This window comes from Shewanella sp. 0m-8, assembly GCF_052977265.1.
Window position 1 is genome coordinate 117,495 of sequence record NZ_JBRIMB010000007.1, and the last position, 18,015, is coordinate 135,509.

The 18,015-nt window shown below is 43.7% G+C and carries 14 protein-coding genes; 7 read left to right on the plus strand and 7 right to left on the minus strand.

What is annotated here, in order from left to right:
- Positions 1–166 precede the first annotated feature (166 nt).
- From ACVBIO_RS05355 to ACVBIO_RS05365, 3 genes are all read left to right on the plus strand, one after another.
- Positions 167–457, plus strand: a complete 291-nt coding sequence (locus ACVBIO_RS05355; protein ID WP_220782516.1) for a co-chaperone GroES — start codon at positions 167–169, stop codon at positions 455–457.
- Between the two features lie 96 nt (positions 458–553).
- Positions 554–2,200: a chaperonin GroEL gene (groL, locus tag ACVBIO_RS05360; protein WP_447159709.1), complete on the plus strand. Its 1,647-nt coding sequence runs from the start codon at positions 554–556 to the stop codon at positions 2,198–2,200.
- A 630-nt stretch (positions 2,201–2,830) separates the two neighbouring features.
- A complete protein-coding gene (locus tag ACVBIO_RS05365; RefSeq protein WP_447172142.1) occupies positions 2,831–3,067 on the plus strand; it encodes a hypothetical protein in 237 nt (78 codons plus the stop codon).
- Positions 3,068–3,762: 695 nt separating this feature from the next.
- Here ACVBIO_RS05365 and ACVBIO_RS05370 read toward each other — a convergent pair.
- A complete protein-coding gene (locus tag ACVBIO_RS05370; RefSeq protein WP_447159706.1) occupies positions 3,763–4,335 on the minus strand; it encodes a recombinase family protein in 573 nt (190 codons plus the stop codon).
- Between the two features lie 506 nt (positions 4,336–4,841).
- The gene (locus ACVBIO_RS05375) at positions 4,842–6,218 is read right to left on the minus strand and encodes a tyrosine-type recombinase/integrase (RefSeq protein WP_447172143.1); all 1,377 of its coding nucleotides are present in this window, start codon (positions 6,216–6,218) and stop codon (positions 4,842–4,844) included.
- Between the two features lie 579 nt (positions 6,219–6,797).
- On the opposite strand from ACVBIO_RS05375, the gene ACVBIO_RS05380 reads away from it, so the two are divergent.
- Both ACVBIO_RS05380 and ACVBIO_RS05385 read left to right on the plus strand, forming a co-directional pair.
- Positions 6,798–7,034: a helix-turn-helix domain-containing protein gene (locus tag ACVBIO_RS05380; RefSeq protein WP_447159703.1), complete on the plus strand. Its 237-nt coding sequence runs from the start codon at positions 6,798–6,800 to the stop codon at positions 7,032–7,034.
- Between the two features lie 3 nt (positions 7,035–7,037).
- A complete protein-coding gene (locus ACVBIO_RS05385) occupies positions 7,038–8,339 on the plus strand; it encodes a HipA domain-containing protein (protein WP_447163266.1) in 1,302 nt (433 codons plus the stop codon).
- Between the two features lie 349 nt (positions 8,340–8,688).
- Here ACVBIO_RS05385 and ACVBIO_RS05390 read toward each other — a convergent pair whose 3' ends face one another.
- Positions 8,689–9,759, minus strand: a complete 1,071-nt coding sequence (locus tag ACVBIO_RS05390) for a nuclease-related domain-containing protein (RefSeq protein ID WP_447172144.1) — start codon at positions 9,757–9,759, stop codon at positions 8,689–8,691.
- A gap of 446 nt (positions 9,760–10,205) precedes the next feature.
- Positions 10,206–10,874: a hypothetical protein gene (locus ACVBIO_RS05395; RefSeq protein WP_447172145.1), complete on the minus strand. Its 669-nt coding sequence runs from the start codon at positions 10,872–10,874 to the stop codon at positions 10,206–10,208.
- A gap of 711 nt (positions 10,875–11,585) precedes the next feature.
- On the opposite strand from ACVBIO_RS05395, the gene ACVBIO_RS05400 reads away from it, so the two are divergent.
- The gene (locus ACVBIO_RS05400; RefSeq protein WP_447159699.1) at positions 11,586–12,557 is read left to right on the plus strand and encodes a transposase; all 972 of its coding nucleotides are present in this window, start codon (positions 11,586–11,588) and stop codon (positions 12,555–12,557) included.
- Positions 12,558–13,011: 454 nt separating this feature from the next.
- Positions 13,012–13,926 (plus strand): DnaJ C-terminal domain-containing protein, encoded by a 915-nt coding sequence (locus ACVBIO_RS05405; RefSeq protein WP_447172146.1) that lies wholly within the window; start codon positions 13,012–13,014, stop codon positions 13,924–13,926.
- A gap of 380 nt (positions 13,927–14,306) precedes the next feature.
- Here ACVBIO_RS05405 and ACVBIO_RS05410 read toward each other — a convergent pair whose 3' ends face one another.
- From ACVBIO_RS05410 to ACVBIO_RS05420, 3 genes are all read right to left on the minus strand, one after another.
- Positions 14,307–15,110 carry a hypothetical protein gene (locus tag ACVBIO_RS05410; protein ID WP_447169372.1) on the minus strand — a complete coding sequence of 268 codons (804 nt, stop codon included), beginning with the start codon at positions 15,108–15,110 and terminating at the stop codon, positions 14,307–14,309.
- A gap of 415 nt (positions 15,111–15,525) precedes the next feature.
- A complete protein-coding gene (locus ACVBIO_RS05415) occupies positions 15,526–16,197 on the minus strand; it encodes an excalibur calcium-binding domain-containing protein (protein ID WP_447172147.1) in 672 nt (223 codons plus the stop codon).
- A 36-nt stretch (positions 16,198–16,233) separates the two neighbouring features.
- Positions 16,234–17,886: a SulP family inorganic anion transporter gene (locus ACVBIO_RS05420; protein ID WP_447163263.1), complete on the minus strand. Its 1,653-nt coding sequence runs from the start codon at positions 17,884–17,886 to the stop codon at positions 16,234–16,236.
- Positions 17,887–18,015: the final 129 nt, after the last annotated feature.

An 18,015-nucleotide genomic window follows, 5' to 3' on the forward strand; every position in this document is an offset into this window, starting at 1 on the left:
ATCGGATTTATTTTGTAAATGGGGCTTGGAACCGAGCACATTAACCCCCATGTATCGAACATCAAGCGACAGTTTTGGTTTTACTTAAGTGAAATCGAGTAAAGTCGTTACTATCTTTAAAAGCCTGCAGATAAGTTAGGCATAAAAACAATTGGAGTATCCATCGATGAATATTCGTCCATTACATGATCGTGTCATAGTTAAGCGTTCAGAAGTTGAATCAAAGTCAGCGGGTGGCATCGTGCTAACAGGCAGCGCAGCAGAGCAATCTAGCCGCGGTGAAGTTCTTGCTGTAGGCAACGGACGTATTCTTGAAAACGGTACTGTTCAGCCACTTGACGTTAAAGTTGGCGACATCGTTATCTTCAACGAAGGTTACGGCGTAAAGAAAGAAAAAATTGATGGTGAAGAAGTGCTAATCCTTTCTGAATCAGATCTAATGGCTGTAGTGAGCTAATTCACTCTATTTAGACATTTTCCAATACTGATGCGTGATCGAGCGACTGGCCAACAACGCATTAGTCATTTCAAAAGAATTTAAAGGACATTAAAGATGGCAGCTAAAGAAGTATTATTTGGTAATGACGCACGCGTAAAAATGCTAGCAGGCGTTAACGTTCTAGCTAACGCAGTTAAAGTTACCCTAGGCCCAAAAGGTCGTAACGTTGTACTAGACAAGAGCTTTGGTGCTCCACTTATCACTAAAGATGGTGTGTCAGTAGCAAAAGAGATCGAACTAGAAGATAAGTTCGAAAACATGGGCGCACAAATGGTTAAAGAAGTTGCTTCTAAAGCCAACGATGCAGCCGGTGACGGTACTACAACTGCAACAGTACTTGCGCAAGCAATCGTAACTGAAGGCCTAAAAGCCGTTGCAGCAGGCATGAACCCAATGGATCTTAAGCGCGGTATCGACAAAGCGGTAATCGCTGCTGTTGCCGAGCTTAAAAACCTATCTCAAGAGTGTTCAGACACTAAAGCGATTGCTCAAGTTGGTACCATCTCTGCTAACTCAGACGAGTCAATTGGTGAAATCATCGCAACTGCGATGGAGCGCGTAGGTAAAGAAGGCGTTATCACTGTTGAAGAAGGTCAAGCACTAGAGAACGAGCTAGACGTAGTTGAAGGTATGCAGTTTGACCGCGGTTACCTATCTCCATACTTCATCAACAAGCCAGAAACTGGCAGCGTTGAACTAGAAAGCCCATTCATCCTTCTAGTAGACAAAAAAGTATCTAACATCCGTGAATTGCTACCAATCCTTGAAGGTCTAGCTAAAACAGGTAAGCCACTGCTTATCGTTGCTGAAGACGTTGAAGGTGAAGCACTAGCAACACTAGTAGTAAACAACATGCGCGGTATCGTTAAAGTTGCTGCTGTTAAGGCACCAGGTTTTGGCGATCGTCGTAAAGCAATGCTACAAGATATCGCTATCCTAACTGGCGGTACTGTTATTGCCGAAGAGATTGGTCTAGAGCTTGAAAAAGCCACTCTAGAAGATCTAGGTACTGCTAAGCGCGTTATCATCACTAAAGATGACACAACCATTATCGACGGTAACGGTGAAGAGGCTCAAATCAAGTCTCGCGTAGCACAGATCAAAATCCAGGCTGAAGAATCAACTTCAGATTACGACAAAGAGAAGCTTCAAGAGCGTATGGCTAAACTTGCAGGCGGCGTAGCCGTAATCAAGGTTGGCGCAGCGACTGAAGTTGAAATGAAAGAAAAGAAAGCACGCGTAGAAGACGCACTACACGCAACTCGCGCAGCGGTTGAAGAAGGTGTGGTTGCTGGTGGTGGTGTTGCACTAGTACGCGTAGCAAGCAAAATTGGTGAAGTAGAAGTACTTAACGAAGACCAGAAGCACGGTGTGATCATCGCACTACGTGCAATGGAAGCGCCACTACGTCAAATCGCTACTAACGCGGGTGAAGAAGGTTCAGTTGTTGCTAACAATGTGAAGAACGGCACGGGTAACTACGGTTACAACGCAGGTAACGACACATATGGTGACATGCTAGAGATGGGTATTCTTGACCCAACTAAAGTAACTCGTAGCGCGCTACAGTTCGCCTCTTCAATTGCCGGTCTAATGATCACAACCGAGTGTATGGTTGCTGAAGTTAAAGACGATGCAGCTGATATGGGCGGCATGGGCGGTATGGGTGGTATGGGCGGTATGGGCGGCATGGGCATGTAAGCCTTTGTGTACTCAAGCCCTTTAAAATCAAAGGTTTACATAAGTGTGTTATACGCTAATGTTATACAGTTGATTGCTACAAAAAGTTATACACCAAGAGGGGAGTCGTAAGGCTCCCTTTTTGTTGCCTGTATCTTGGTGGGCTTAGAACTTAGAGTCTCCGCCTCTGAAGCGGAGACTAGTAAGGTGTGCTCTGATCGAGAGCATACCCAAGTCTGAAAGGCTTCAGCTTGAGGTAAGTCAGAGCGTAGGGATAGACGATAGACATCCGACTCAGGGATACTGCAACTGGGGGCTGGGTCTTAGCGTCACATAAGGTGTCGTATGAATCGTATGACACTTCTTTTTTTGGTTATGCTCATTTTGTTAGAACAATGGGTGGTGATAGTCCGGCTCATAACTTTACGGGGCAAACTTGGAGTCTAGTAAGGTGTGCACTGATCGAGTGCATACCTCATGTTTCTTCATAATCCAGATTTGTTTTCTGAGTTCGATCAGGAGTTGATCAGTTGAGTCGGCATTAAGTGACTGTTGTCACAAGAAAAAGTCTCATGTACGAGACTATCGAGACAAGAAGTATTGTCTATGGTTATCCTCCGCGCCTCAAATAACACAGGAGATATTTAAGCCATGCTAATAGATACTATTCAACCAATCCCGACAACTTATCAAGCACAAATAGACAGCACATGTGACGCTCTGGCTATGGTCATGACTGATGAGGTACACAACGCCACCTCAGAGGATGCACTTGAGATTTATTGGGATGTCCATCAGACACCAGAGGCGGCAAACAGCGCATTACTATCAGGTCTCCCTTGTATCATCAGTCCGACCTTAAGTCTCTATGCGGTCGCGGCCAGATAAGGCACTAAACAGGGTCTGAGAGACGCAAGCCTTTAAACCCTAGACCTTATACAGATGAGTCGATAAGTCCTTGCTGAGGATCAAATAGGAGCCTTGTCGACCATCCAGATAATGACTGCTGTAACGTCTAATCGCCTCATCTTGTCGTCATCAGTGAGAGGCTAAAGTTTACTCAATCAGACAGCAAAAAAGACCATCAACACAATAATTACTTGTGGCAAAGGCTGATTTATGGTACTTGACCACGCAATCTTAAGGTAGTCTTTAGGTGTCATAGGTAGATAGGATTTATTATCTTGATAGGTATTTCTTACTTAAGGTATTCTCTGAGGATGTCTTGTAGTAGAGAGACGGGACCAGATTAATCTTATAGGCTAGAGGCTCAAGGGGTATCCACAGGAGAGGCTCAGGTTAGACTTGAGGTAGAGAGGTCATCAACAGATCGACTCTTCTTCCATAGTCCGCTTTGAGGGTCCACTTTTACCACTTGAATGTAACTACTTGATTTACCTAATAACGCAAAATCTTCACTGCTCATCCTTCGCTGCGTTCTAGCTTGGGTCGACAAAAACAGGTAACCACAGACAGACGGACATTTAAAGACGCTAAAGCGATCCTGAGTGGCTCAATAAGATCTCATGGCTACCATTGTACTAAGTCAGGCCTAACGTGCCTCTACGGATCATTTAGAGGGCTTACAGCTCCTTGTTCCAGTGTCTCTTGATGGTCGCCAATGATAGACCGAGCACTTGAGCTACCTTGGCTTGGGATAGACCATCGGCTCTAGCTTTGAGCACTGATTGAGTCGTACCTTTTGCTACTGGTCGGCCTAAGGTTTTACCCTCGGCTTTAGCTCTCGCAAGACCCTCTTGTGTCCTCTCGACAATCCTAGACTTCTCGAACTCAGCAAAGGCAGTCATAAGGCTAAGCATCAGCTTTCCCTCTGGAGTGCTAAGGTCAGATACAGGCAGGTCTAGCGATTGTACTGAGACGCCTTTCTCTGTCAGCATCTTAATGGTTTGAAGTACATCAATAGCGTCTCGTCCTAAGCGGTCAAGCTTCAAGACTACCAATCTGTCCCCAGACTCAAGCTTGTGGTCGACTAGTTCCTTAAAGGCTGGACGAGCCATAGCAGCGACACCACCAGATATAGATTCACTTATGATGCGCGTATCCAATAGGTCAGCGACCCTCTCCTTAAGCTGGTGGGCTTGTGTTGCAGCGTTCTGCTCAACGGTAGATACACGACAGTATGCAAAGGTTCTCATTAGATTGGTCTCATGGGCTAGGGTCATAAACGGTGTCAACAATAGTGAGTGGGTTCATCAATGTCAATGGGTAATTTGTTGATACGAGCTATGGGTCACTTTTGATGGGGTCATCTAACGATGGTTTGTTGAGCCTACGTGTATAGAACTCTAAGCCTTAGCGATAGGAATAATAGTGTAGGGTGTCAGTAGCAAGGCTAGTAAAGAAAACAGATGATCTCTATAGCAAGCTTGGGTGGGGTACGGGGGAAATAGGCTTACGACTCTTTATTAAAAGACCTCAGACAATTTTGTGACAAATTGAAATGTATTCTCAAAAACTATTGGCTCTATACAACATGTCCTTATAAGGAAACTAATTGGGCAGCTTTCCCTCTGTATTATATCCGACTCTGGAAGTCATGGTTGAAAGGCCTGCTTTATAGTGCTCCTACGTGAAATCTGAAATAGCCACCAAGGTGTTGACCACTAGATTTCACGTAGCTTCACGCTATAACGTATGATATTTAGTCGATAGCCTCAGAGACTGAAGCCGCTAGCAACTCGATAGCCTCCTTGTACGGTCTCAGGTCTGGGTTCTGCTTGGCATAGTAGGCGTATGACATGGTCTGCCCGTTGCTGTGGCCTAGTAGTGTCGAGGTTATGTGCTCTGGTATGTTTTGAGCCTGACACCAAGTCGCTGCATGGACACGTAACGAATGGAACGCCTTGGTTCTCTTGTCTGTGACCCTCTTCTTCACTCGGCTAAACTTAGCTCCTATGCCTTGTGCCGCACGACCATCCTGTCTATCGTTTGAAATCGTGTCGCAGAAAAGGTACTGGCTACCTGAGGCGGATGCTATGTCGTACTGTGCTCTCAGTAGCTCAAGGACATTGTCAGCAACAGGCACTGAACGGTACTTAGGAGTCACACCTGTCTTCTGTTTACCTGTCTTGATAAGCAGGTAGGGGATGTCGGTATCTAGAATAACCTGAGTCAGCTCTAAGCCACCTAGCTCCGATAGTCGCGCCCCTGTATGGAGGCCAAGCTTGAAGTGTAGGTTTACTTCGGCCGACTGCAGCTCAATCAGTTCATTTAGTTGACGCAACTCAGCGTACTCGAACAACTGGTACTTCTGATGACTGCCATTAGCATTGATGGTCTGACCCTCGAACACATTGTTACCGATCATGTCTCCTCGATTGATGAGCCACTTATAGACGCTACGCATATGACTCAGGTGAGCAAATACCGTGTTGCTTGAATAGCTGGTCTCTAGATGACGAAGCCAGTCATAGGCTTGACGACGTTCTAGGCTGTCAGCTAACAGGTCTTTCTTACCTAGGAAGCTTAAGAGTAACTCAGCGCTACGCTTAGTCTTGGTTAGTGTCGTTGGCGTGACTTGGCCTTTACGGTCTGAGCAATACTCATCGACAGCTTCAAGCAGCGTTATAGAGAACTCTGGGCTATGGTCTCGTCCTGAGGTAACGGCCTTGAATGCCTCGACATACGCCTTATCATCCTCTTTGCCTATATAGTCTGGTGATAGGACTCGATCCCATACAGGTGCATTGGCGGGGATTTCTTGCTCCTGCGCTAGTTCCTGCTGGTTAAGGGTCGAAAGGAACCTATTGTATTGCTTTTCATCCTGCATCTTGATGGCTTTAAGCTCTTTCATGTGATGCTTGAACATGCTTCTTTGGCTACTCATAGAGGACAGAGACAGCTTCTGCATCTCACCTATGAGGACATCTCTCTTGGCTCTAGCGACACGAATGTCTGAGGTGTTTAAAGACCCTTGGATGCGAGAGCAATCTGGGTAGATATGCTTTAGGTTTTGAGGCACACGCCTTACGAACCACCATATGTTCCCACGTTGAACCAAATGTTTATTGTCTGCCACCTGATGACCTCATTCTAACAGGATTGTTATGCGGCGATGTTATACACCTATGTGTAAAGCAAAGCTACTAGTATCAGGGGTTTCGAGACTGGTTGCGGGTTGTGGAGGTGCTTGAGGCACATTGGGCATGTAATCTAACTGGTTAAAATCGTTTATAGCTGCGTTACCTTGCCACTCGTTTAAGAAAGCTAAACGTCGTGGCAAGAAGCCTTGCTCTAAAGCGATTTTTCCTGCGTTAGAACGTAAAGCCTATGTTGGTCTATAGCCTAAAAACTTAAAGCCACTTCTTGTAAAAGAATAGAAAAACCCGAGACTGGCAACAGTGTCGGGTTTTTTAATGCATGAAATTTAGCAGGATAAGCTATCGGGCGAGGTTAAGCAGAAAAGTGTAGTCAGTTACACTTTTAGGGTGTTTGATGGCAAGCCTTGCTCAATAGTGTATGAAACTACACCTTTGGTGTTGTTCGATGTATAAACCTGATTAAAGTGTATGTTGTTACACTTCTATATTGAATAATCGAACATTCAGGGCTAAAGTGTAGCAAGGTACACTTTTAGTTAGCATTACGGAATTTAGTTATGGGCTCTTCACTCGATCAACACTCATTGGGCTTACAGGTTAAACAAAGCCGTAAGCAAGCGGGGCTGACTCAAGAGGTGGCGGCCATGTTGTGTGGTGTCACTAAAAAGACCTTTATCCGAGTAGAAAAAGGTGAAGATGTTTATATCTCTACAGTGTTTAAAATCCTCGATGGTTTAGGTATTGCGATTGTTGCGAAGCAAAACAGTAGTGACAACGCGAGTGGGTGGTACTAACAGATGGCCACGGCTAACAAGCTTGTTTTAGACATGCACCTTGGTGAGCAAATTATCGGTGAGTTGTCGTTCGATACCGCAACTGAGGTATTTTCGGTTAGCTACAGTAATGCTTGGCAACAAGATGGCTTTCCAATTTCCCCAATGATCCCACTTAATGGCACAGGCAGCAGTAATCAAATCTCAATGTTCTTGGTTAACTTGCTGCCCGAGAACAAAGGGCTCGACTATCTGGTTGAATCGCTAGGTGTGTCTAGGGGCAACACCTTTGCGCTTATTCGTGGCATTGGTTTAGATACCGCAGGTGCAATTGCCTTTTCCCTCAAAGGAACATTACTACCTCAGACGTCATTCAGAGAGATAAGCGATGCTGAAGTCATTAAGCGCCTCGAAGATCCAGATGTTTGGCCAATGGAAGTGTGGGATGGTAAGCCAAGGTTGTCGGTCGCTGGTGTGCAGTCAAAACTGAATCTGTTCTATAACGGTGAGGCATTCGGCTTTGCTGATGGCGCGCTTTCGTCTACGCACATTTTGAAGTTTGAAAAGCATCAGCATTTAGTCATTAATGAATTTCTGACCATGCGCTTAGCTAAAGCTATATCGATGAATGTAGCCAATGTTGATATCAGTTACTTTGGCCAATATAAAGCGCTATGTGTTGAGCGTTTTGATCGCCGCTATTTGCCAGATGAGCAAAAAGTGCTGAGACGGCATATTATTGATAGCTGCCAAACACTCGGCTTTAGCGTTAACAAAAAGTATGAGCGTAACTTCGGTACTGGCCGTGATGTAAAAGATATCCGTGAGGGCGTTAGCTTTGCAAGGTTATTTGGTTTAGCGAGTCAGTGCAGTAATCCTGCGGCTGCTAAACAAGATATGCTGCAATGGACGTTATTTAACTTACTTACCGGCAATGCCGATGCTCACGGTAAAAACTACTCATTCTTTATGACGCCCACAGGCTTAGAGCCTACACCATGGTACGACTTGGTGTGTGTCGCGCTATACGATGAATTTGAGCAAGAGTTAGCAATGGCGATCGATGATGAATTCGATCCAAATAAGATCTATGCCTATCAGTTAGCCTCGTTTATCGAAGATATAGGTTTGCCAAGAGCGCTGTTGGTCAACAACCTAACTCAAATGGCCACCAAGATAACCCAAACCATAGATGAGGTTATCGCTATGCTGCCAGCGCTTGATATAGATGAAACAGCATTTGTCGATGCTTATAGAAAGCAGCTATTGGCAAGGTGTGAACGCTATTTAGCTATGGCGCCTGAAATCAAAGAGATTGAGTTGTAGTTCGCCTTGCTCTAACACGGTTTATCAGGCGTAAAATTAGCCAAAATGTCTGCTGGTCTATAGCTGAAAACCTTAAAGCCGAATTTCTTGAAAAAGAATAATAAAAGTCTCGATATCTAACGATATCGAGACTTTTATTATTCTGGTTGTTAATTACATAGCTGTTCTGTCGATGATTTTAGCTGGAGCCTAAGTTTAGTTTTAGTTACCTCTAGCTTAAGGCTATGACTTATCACCAAGGTTACTATTGCAGATGAAACCTACTAGTTGCATCAATATTACTGCGCTAGAAAGACGACTAGCGTCACAGAATCTAAAAACGGGGGGCAGAGAAAACTTCCTCTAAGCCCTAAATCACCTGTTGGCCGCAACCGCACTCATTGCAGCTCAAGGTGTAGGTTTCTTTGCTTTTCTTCACTCTTGTATTCTTGCTACTGCACTGTGGGCAGGCTTGTTTCATCGGCATGTTTTTAGTGCATTGTTTGCAATGTATGTAATAGCCGAATTTGCCATACATTGGGGTGTAATTCGTTGATTCTCCGCAATGTTTACAGCGCAAAACTACCTGTATTGCTTGGCTGTTTTCGGTAGGAGCGGGTTGAGCTGGCTCTGCAATCGTTTGTTGCGCTAGCTTTGCGATAGCGGCTGACTCCGTTGGTGCGCTTGCAAGTGAAGTTGTAGCTGGTGGCACTGTACTTTCGCTTGTGGCAACTTTGTTTTTTTCTGTGTTTGCTTTTGTGGCAGTCGATTTAGGTGCGATATGTTGTTTGATAAGAAATGAAGCGACAGATTCTAGTTCTTGTTGATTGAAGTCTGGGCGTGTATCGCTAGCGTGTATAAATCTGGCAAACTTAGATTTTAGGTTCATCACCTTGTCGAGTTTCTCTACTAGAAACTCGGATTTTATCAGCTTGTCTGATACCGCTTTGGGCATGGATTTTCTATCGATAATGGCGTCACTCGATACCGCGCATAGATGATCCCAGCATCGACCTTTGAAGCCTTGCTGCTTAAAGCCGAGTAACTTGCCTAGTATGTCACTACGATGATGCATTAATAATTCGAGTAACAAGGCTTGCTGTAGTTCAACTTGTTTGATTGGTGAGGGCATGCCTTGCCACTTATCAGTCTTACCTTGATTAGTACTTAGGCTGCGCGTCCATTCCTGTTGCTGGTTGACCTTTACCTGTCCTCTGATGCTCTTCGACTCTACCAAGATAAAACCGTAGCTATACACTATGAGGTGGTCTATCTGCGCGACTTCGTCGTTAAAGCGAAATTTGAAGTCGTTGATGACCAGCACTTGTGGGTGATCTTTATAGGCGCGGCGCAGAAAAAATGCCACGTTTTGCTCTTGTTGCTGGCCTGCAATCGCTTGTGCTGATTGCGCATTTTGTAAGGATTTAGTTTTCAGAATCATTTATCAATAGCGTCCGTTCTACTGCCTAGCGATAACCGATTAGCTAGCAGTTTGATAATTGTGCCGCTCATTTTATCTGCTGTTTGACTGAAAAAGCTACTGAAATTAATATAAAGTGGGGCAGAGTAAACGTTCTCTATTCCCCTAAATTACTGGTTTGCTACACCCACACTCTTTGCAGTTTAAGGTGTAGGGTTCTTTGCGTTAATGCGATTAATCGAGTGAATAATTAGTAAGGGTAGTCAGTTGGTCTATAGTTTAAAAACTAAAGCCAAAAGGTCTTGAAAAGAAGAATAAAAGCCCTGATACCTTGCGGTATTGGGGCTTTTAAATGCCTGAAATAGCGTAAAATATCCGTTGGCCTACTAGGGACAATTAATCTGGCCTATTTACTTTTTTAGGCTAGTGAAGATATTTTTCTGATGTTAGCTCAAGAAAAACCAAAACTATAACTTGCTATTATCACCTTTAGTGGCTGTAACAGTCGTTTCATCGATAAATGCACCTTTCCATTTTTTTGGAATATAACTATCTACGACTCTCGTCTCATAGTTCTCTTCTGAAAGTGCTATTTCAATACGCTTCATGGTTCTAGGAATTATTTGGCTAGTGTCCCCAACAAGAGAGCGAGCAAGTGAAGCACTCATTGCATCAATAGAAATACCACCGCTACTTTGATTGAATGTGGTGTATATATCAACATGATATCCTTGCTGGTACTGTACTACACAGATAAAGAAAGAGGTTGATTCTCCGAAACCTTCTGTTGAGTCATCAGACTTCATAGTCAAGATTGGATCTTGGCAAGTTGGAATCATCACCATGCCGCCATGAGATTGAACTAGTGCTCCAATTCCAGAATTTCCATATGGATTGACGAGCTTAAATCTTGTTGGTTTTTCTGGAAGTTCAAAAGGAGGGATACCGCGACTAACGGTTAAGGTATCCATGCTTTGTTGGACAGTTTCGACTACCGTATCAAGGACATTCTCTCTAATAGAGGAGTCTCCTTTTATATCAATAATCATATATGCCTGTTCAGTTGAGTTTTTTTGCGTAGATGAACAACCTGCTAATGTAAGCAAGCCTAATGCAAATAATGCGCAAGATTTCATGTAGTTCTTAATTCCCTATAAGTAAAATGTTATAAATTGCTATTTATTAAGCCGTGAAATAGTTACATCTGCAATCCTGTTTTGCAACGCTTTGATAACTATTTGGAAGGTTGTTCTGTAGTATTTTAGTTTTTAGTTTTTTGTTTGTTAATTTACGCTTTTGAAGATTATTACGGTATACGGTTGTACTGCAAACTCATCAGGTATGAAGTCTTTTTGTATAAATCGAAGTCAGTAGGGGGCCTCCTGGGTGAGAGTAAACTTTCTTAACTCATCAGCCCCAATTTTCCGCTTGCCTAACCCGGTGCAGACGCGGCTGAGGCCGTCGAAAACAAGGTGAGAGATAACGTAGTTATCGAGCTTTCGAACGAGAGGTATGGATGCCGAACTGGCCTTTAAACAAGGATGTTGTTTGTTTTTGTTGAGCATACATGGCCAATTCTGTTCCAAAGCCAATCCATAGACACCCATCTTTAACAAAGCCAATCCATAGACACCCATCTTTAATGCTTTTTGTCTATTAGTGGCCAACCTCTCTAAATAGTGTACTAAGTTACACTTTTTATATTGTTCGCAGACTAAACTCGATAAAAGTGTATGTTGTTATACTTCTATGTTGAATAATAACAGCCAATCGTAGACACCCATTCTTAATGGCATGTTTTGCAGCCTCTTACTAGGCTTTAGGTATTGCTTAAGTAGGAGGTTGTTATGCCCCGTGCAAGAAGTACCTTAATTAGTCTTGAAGATACGCCTTATTATCATTGTTGTAGCCGAGTTGTTCGCCGTGCCTACCTGTGTGGTGAGGATAAATATACAGGTAAGAATTATGACCATCGTCGTGGTTGGGTTGAAGCGCAAATACTCAAGTTAACGGAGGTTTTTGCGATAGATGTTGCGGCCTATGCAGTGATGAGTAACCATCTGCATGTAGTGCTTTATATTGACCTTGAAATGGTGAACAGTTGGTCAGATAGAGAGGTCGTTGAGCAGTGGCACAAACTGTTTAATGGTACTGATTTAACACAGAAGTTTGCTAAAGGTGATGTGATAGAGGAGTGCATGGTAGCCGCACTCAAACACCTTATCGCGACTTATCGCTCACGTCTGAGTGATATCAGCTGGTTTATGCGCTGCCTCAACGAACCTATCGCTAGACAAGCCAACTTCGAAGACAATTGCACTGGGCATTTCTGGGAAGGACGATTTAAGAGCCAAGCCTTATTGGATGAGGCTGCTGTGCTAGCTTGTATGGCTTATGTAGAACTCAATCCTATTCGGGCCAAAATGGCGAGGAGCCCGGAAGAGTCTGATTACACCAGCTTGCAGTTAAGAGTTAATGCTGCTCTTAAAGGAAAACAACCCGATAAGTTATTGTCGTTTATTGGTAATGAGAGGGAGCGCCAACCAAAAGGCATTCATTTCTCGCTGCAAGATTATTTAATGCTTGTAGATGAGACTGGCCGAATCATTCGTGATGATAAACCCGGTGCTATTTCTCCTAGTGCTGAAAGGCTATTGAATAGACTTAATATTCCAAGTGAGAACTGGGTCAAGCTTGCTACAGATTTTGGTAAGTTGTTCCATGGGCCAGTTGGTTCGTTACAGGAGTTAACTGACTACTGTGAACATCTCGAAAAAAGGCGACGGCACTTTGTCGGAAGTTGTTACGACCTCAGATAAGTAAATCCGTTAAACTCAGCAATTCCATGTTATTAGCAGCCTAATATTCTATGTTGTCTTTCTTCGTCCAAATTTCATCATTTTAGCGACTAAACAATAACTTTTAAGACTTTTCACCCATTTTATCTGAATCAGATGACAACTGACTTGCCCTGCAAGTAGCATTTTTAGGACGGTTAACTATGTTATTGATTAATAATGGGTGGCAGGGTTTTAGCACAAAGTAGAAGTTATTGGTTACTTATGGGTGGCGATGACTTTTTGCATTATTGATTATTAATGTGTGGCAATGGCTTTTGGGATTACAATAGCGGCGCAAGACAAGGTTGGACTAAATAGTCACTTATGCTCATATTCTCAGGTTGTTTGGGTATAGATACATAAGCTTGTTAATTTTTAGGGCGTAGATAAACTCATGGCCCTTTTTTGAGATATACATTAGTGAGGGTTTAGCATGTCTAAACAAGATTATTACAGCGTGCTAGGTGTTTCAAAGGCCTCCTCAAATCAAGAGATAAAAAAAGCCTATAAAAAGTTAGCGATGAAGTACCATCCCGATAAAAACCCTGATGATGCTACAGCAGAAGTAAAATTTAAAAGTGCTAAAGAAGCGTATGAAGTACTGACCGACACAGATAAGCGTCGCAAATATGATCAATTTGGTCATGCCGGGCTTGAAAACAGTGGCCAGGGTGGGCGTCATTACAGTCAAGATGGATTTAACGACATGTTTGGTGGCGGATTTAGTCAGCGTGAACGTGGATTTGGTGGCCAAAGCTTTGATGGCTTTGATTTTGAAGATATGTTTTCTCAATCAAGAGGCGGACAAAGTCGAGTTCAAAAAGGCCAAGATAAAGAGTTTGTGTTCACTGTAGACTTTGTTGATGCGGTGCAAGGTGTTGAGAAAGTCGTTGAATTACCGGTTAATGGCGAAACTAAAAAGATAAAGGTTAAGATCCCTGCTGGTATTAAAGACGGTGAAAAAATACGTTTCACCGGCAAAGGTAGTGCTGGTCTGCATGGTGGGCCCGCTGGTGATCTATTGCTGACTATAGCAACCCGCGAACATGCGTTTCTTGAGCGCGAAAACAACGATCTAATTTATACCGCTAGCGTCGATATGGTGATGGCGGCATTGGGTGGCGAGCTTGAAGTTAACGTATTAGATAAGCGTTTTAAGCTTAAAGTGCCTGCAGGGACTCAACCGGGACGTAAGTTCAAGATAAAGGGGAAAGGTGTTACGGATCGTAAGGGGGCGACTGGTGATTTGTTTGTGAAAATTAAAGTTGAAATCCCGCAGGGTCTAACTGAACAGCAGCGTTCATTACTGGAACAATTTAAAGCGTTAACGGAAGTGAGTACACTTTAAATTGGTTGCGCACTGAGCCATATTACATAAGTGCATAAGCCTAAATTTGAGCATGTCAAACCCTCTACTTATCGCTAAGTAGGGGGCTTAGTTTAATCATAACTTTTAAGCTAATTTAAATATTGGTAATAAATATTGGTAATAAATATTGGTAATAATAGGGGCAGAGTAAATCGCCTCGTCTCTAACGCACTCGTTATCCACACTCACAACCACACTCACACTTACAACTACAACCGCAACTACAACTAGAACCAGAACCACACTCGTATTCATGGTAATTGAAGGTGGCGCTGTCTTTACTTTCTGTACCTTTTACGCTGCAATCGGCTGATAATACTTGGCTGATATTTAACGGCTATTGCTCGGTTGTTAGTGTGCTAATGATTTAGCGACTGACATAAGCGGGTTGCTTGTTGGTAAAACCATTGCGTTTTAGTGCTATCAACGGTGCTTTGCCAGGCAGGCATTTTGGATATGTTATCTAACACTTTGTACACCGATTGCAATTGTTCATCATCAAGAGGATGTTTCTTATTGCCAATTTTAAAAGATATCTCGGCTATTACCGGTGTGTTTTCGGGAGGACGACTCCAGATGGTAAGGCTAAATTTCAGCTTGTGTTTACCAAGTTTAAGCTTGAGTCCTTCGTACACGGCTTGCTGCGTTTGTTGCTGGCTTAGTGGTTTTAACTCCAGCGCACCTAATACTTCAAACTGAGGCCGCTGAGCTAAGGCTGGGAATAATTGGGCTAGTAAATTGAGGTTGTTGGGCACCGCGTTAATAGCCTTAGAAGAGGCGATGCTATAGATAGTACGTAGCTTTGGTTTCGCTATGACATCAGCTTGAAATTCACCAGCCATCATTAATGGCGATTGATAGAGTGATTGTTCGTTGTTACTGCGGAGTTTTAAGGTTAACTGCCACTGTTCATGATGACGACGGTGGCGCAGTATTAGCCCATTTTGCTTCAAGTGACACCCTTTAGTATCATAAAAATTGATGAGTCCATGATCGCTAAGGGCTAGTTGACCTGATACCTCTCCAAAGGAGGTGAGCAGTGAGATTAACGCTTGCTGGTAATCCAGTATTGCCTTGGGGGATTTAAAAGCAGATGCAGGCAATAATTGCTTAAATTCATAAGATGCCGGTACGGGATCGTTAGCATAAGAGTTGAAAGCCATAAGGCAAGTTGCAAGCGACAGTATCAAGCGTTGGAATAGTCTCATGAGCGTTAGTGGTGTCCGTATTCTTGATTCTTGGTGGGTACTCTGGTCTAACCTATTTAAGACATAGTGAATGACTTTTATTATAGATAAACAGGTAAGGGTAAACTTGCTATAAGCGCTAAATAACCCCTCTGTCCGCCGTCACTGTTAGCTATTCAGTACCTAGGCGGTGTTACGTTTCTTCAGCCGCGTATTCTTACTATAGCTTTCTATTTCGGCATAGTTGCTAGGCTTGTGTCATTGGCGTGTTTTTAGTGCACCGCTTACTGTTGAAGCGCCTATCTCTTGAGAGTATAGATTTGCCATGTTGTGCATGGCAGTATAATTGTCTGATTCACCGCACTGGCTACAACGCAAGCTTATCTAGCTATCACCAGCTGCAATGTTGTCTTTCACAAGGAACGCCATCATTATCGCCATCCATTTGAGTGCCGGGACAGTTTTTAATGTAAAACGTGGCTTCAGCACATGAGCGCATCTGGCTGCAATGGGTTTTACCTGTTTCACAGCGAAACTGTGGCTGGCTGATAACTTTATTTTCAGCAGCACTTACTCTAGTGCTTAGTCCAGTGCTCGATGGTTTTGCGGGTAACTCCCACTGCATGTTTTCAATATCATCATTGGTGAGCACTATGGTTTCATTCATCTGCTGATACTTACTGTAACCGACAGCTGCTACAACGATAATGAGTGGGATAGCTAGCTTGCTCAAAAAGCAGGGTTTAATTGGGCGTTGGTTTTGCTGTGGCGAGTGGCTTCTATGAGTGTTGTACTGATTATGCTGGTTATTAATAGGCTTGTTAGCTGATTTGCTCGCAACGATAGCCACGCCTTCAATATTGGCTTTTACAGCTTTGATTTTTCCGTCGCGCTGCCACTCTGAGACATAGTTGATTTGGTCGCCCACAATGGGCTTGCGCGCCATATGCTTTAATACCGATATATGAATAAATATATCGTGAGCACTGGCGCTCTCTGGCTTGATGAAACCAAAATCTTTCTCTTCATTCCAACGAACAAGCGTGCCTCTGTCCATGAGCATTTTGTGTTGCTTCCTTTTTTTTACATCAAGTTATCGTTAGCTATTTCTCTGCACATGTTTGAGTGCAGCTTGTAAGGCTTCATAACGGAATAAGAAGGTATTGGCGTTTGGCAGCGAATCAATCACATGAAACTTATTAAGCTGCTCTTGTGTTTGCGGGTTAGGGCACAGTAGAAACACTTCACAATTAGCGTCTTGCGCATCTTTAATCGCATTTTCCAGTGCTAGCCCTACGGTGACATCTATCATAGGGACGTCGGTTAGATCGAGGATCATGGCCTGGTAATCACCAATACTGGCATGTTGACGCGAAATGGCCTTTGAAACACTAAAAATCATTGGGCCTGATAAGTATAAAAACAGCAGTTTATTATTGGCTTGATCAAGTAAATCGCGTTCACTTGGCGTGAGGGGGACATCATTTTGGTCGGCATCACTTATGGCTTTAACTTGGCGGGCTTGCTCTTGGCTTAAGCGCTCAATGATCAGAATATTAGAGATAAACACGCCTAATCCCACTGCCACAATCAAGTCGACAAATACGGTCAATAACATCACGCCGTACATGATCGCCATGCCCTGCATACTGACTTTGTGAGCGCGCTGAATGAAGCTCCAATCGAGAATATTAAAGCCGACATAAACGGCAATACCCGCCAATACCGCCATGGGAATAGGCTCTGTTAGGCTGCCTGCGACCAGTACTACTAAGGCTAATACTGCTGCACGGGTCATGCCTGATAGCGGTGAGCGTGCACCGACTTGAATATTTGTCACGGTTCCCATTGTTGCACCAGCACCTGGCAGCGCACCGAACAAACCTGAAATCATATTTGCTAACCCTTGACCACGTAACTCTTTGTCTGAGTCGTGCTCTTTACGGGTTAGTGAATCACCGATAACGGCGGTGAGTAAGGTATCGATGCTGCCGAGCGTGCCAAGCACTAACGCATCAATCACCATGGTCATAAAGATGTCTGAATTGATGTGAGGCAGGACTAAAGAGGGTAAGCCCGCTGGGATTTCACCAATGCGGCGAATGCTATCTGTGTCGAATAATATTATTGATAATAAGGTGACCGCGACTAAAGCAACAAGCTGTGCAGGGACGTATTTGCGATATTTTTTTGGAAAAAAGAATAAGGTTGCTAGGGTCAGTACACCTAAAAATAGTTCGCTGAATTTGACGTTGGCTAAGGTGGTCGGCAGCGATGTGAGTGTGCCTATCACTCCGCCAGTAGGAGCGGCGTGTCCAAGCAGTGGTGATAGCTGCAAGATAATTAAAATAACGCCAATGCCAGACATAAAACCAGAAATGACGCTGTAAGGCATTAAGGTGACGTACTTGCCTAATTTAAGGGTGCCGATCAAAAACTGAAATGCCCCGGCCATCATGACGACGGTAAAAGATATCGCCATCCCTGATTCAGGATATTTTGCCACCATACTGGTTAACACGGCAGTCATTATGACCGTCATTGGACCGGTAGGCTCAGAGATTAAGGTTGATGAACCGCCAAATAAGGCTGCAAAGAAGCCAACTAAAATTGCCCCCCACAGGCCTGCTTCTGCACCCGCTCCTGAGGCAACACCAAACGCCAAGGCCAAAGGTAACGAGATAATCGCTGTGGTTACACCACCAAATAGATCTCCTTTAACACTAACATCCTTAAAGCGCTCTCTAAACAAGACTGTAACCTCTTAAGCTGATAATTCGCGTGACTTTAACAAATAGTGAACCCTTTTGCATAGTACAAAGTGGGCGAATGGTTAGCAGAGTGGGGCCGGGTTTGACTCTCAATATAAGATTTTTATTAA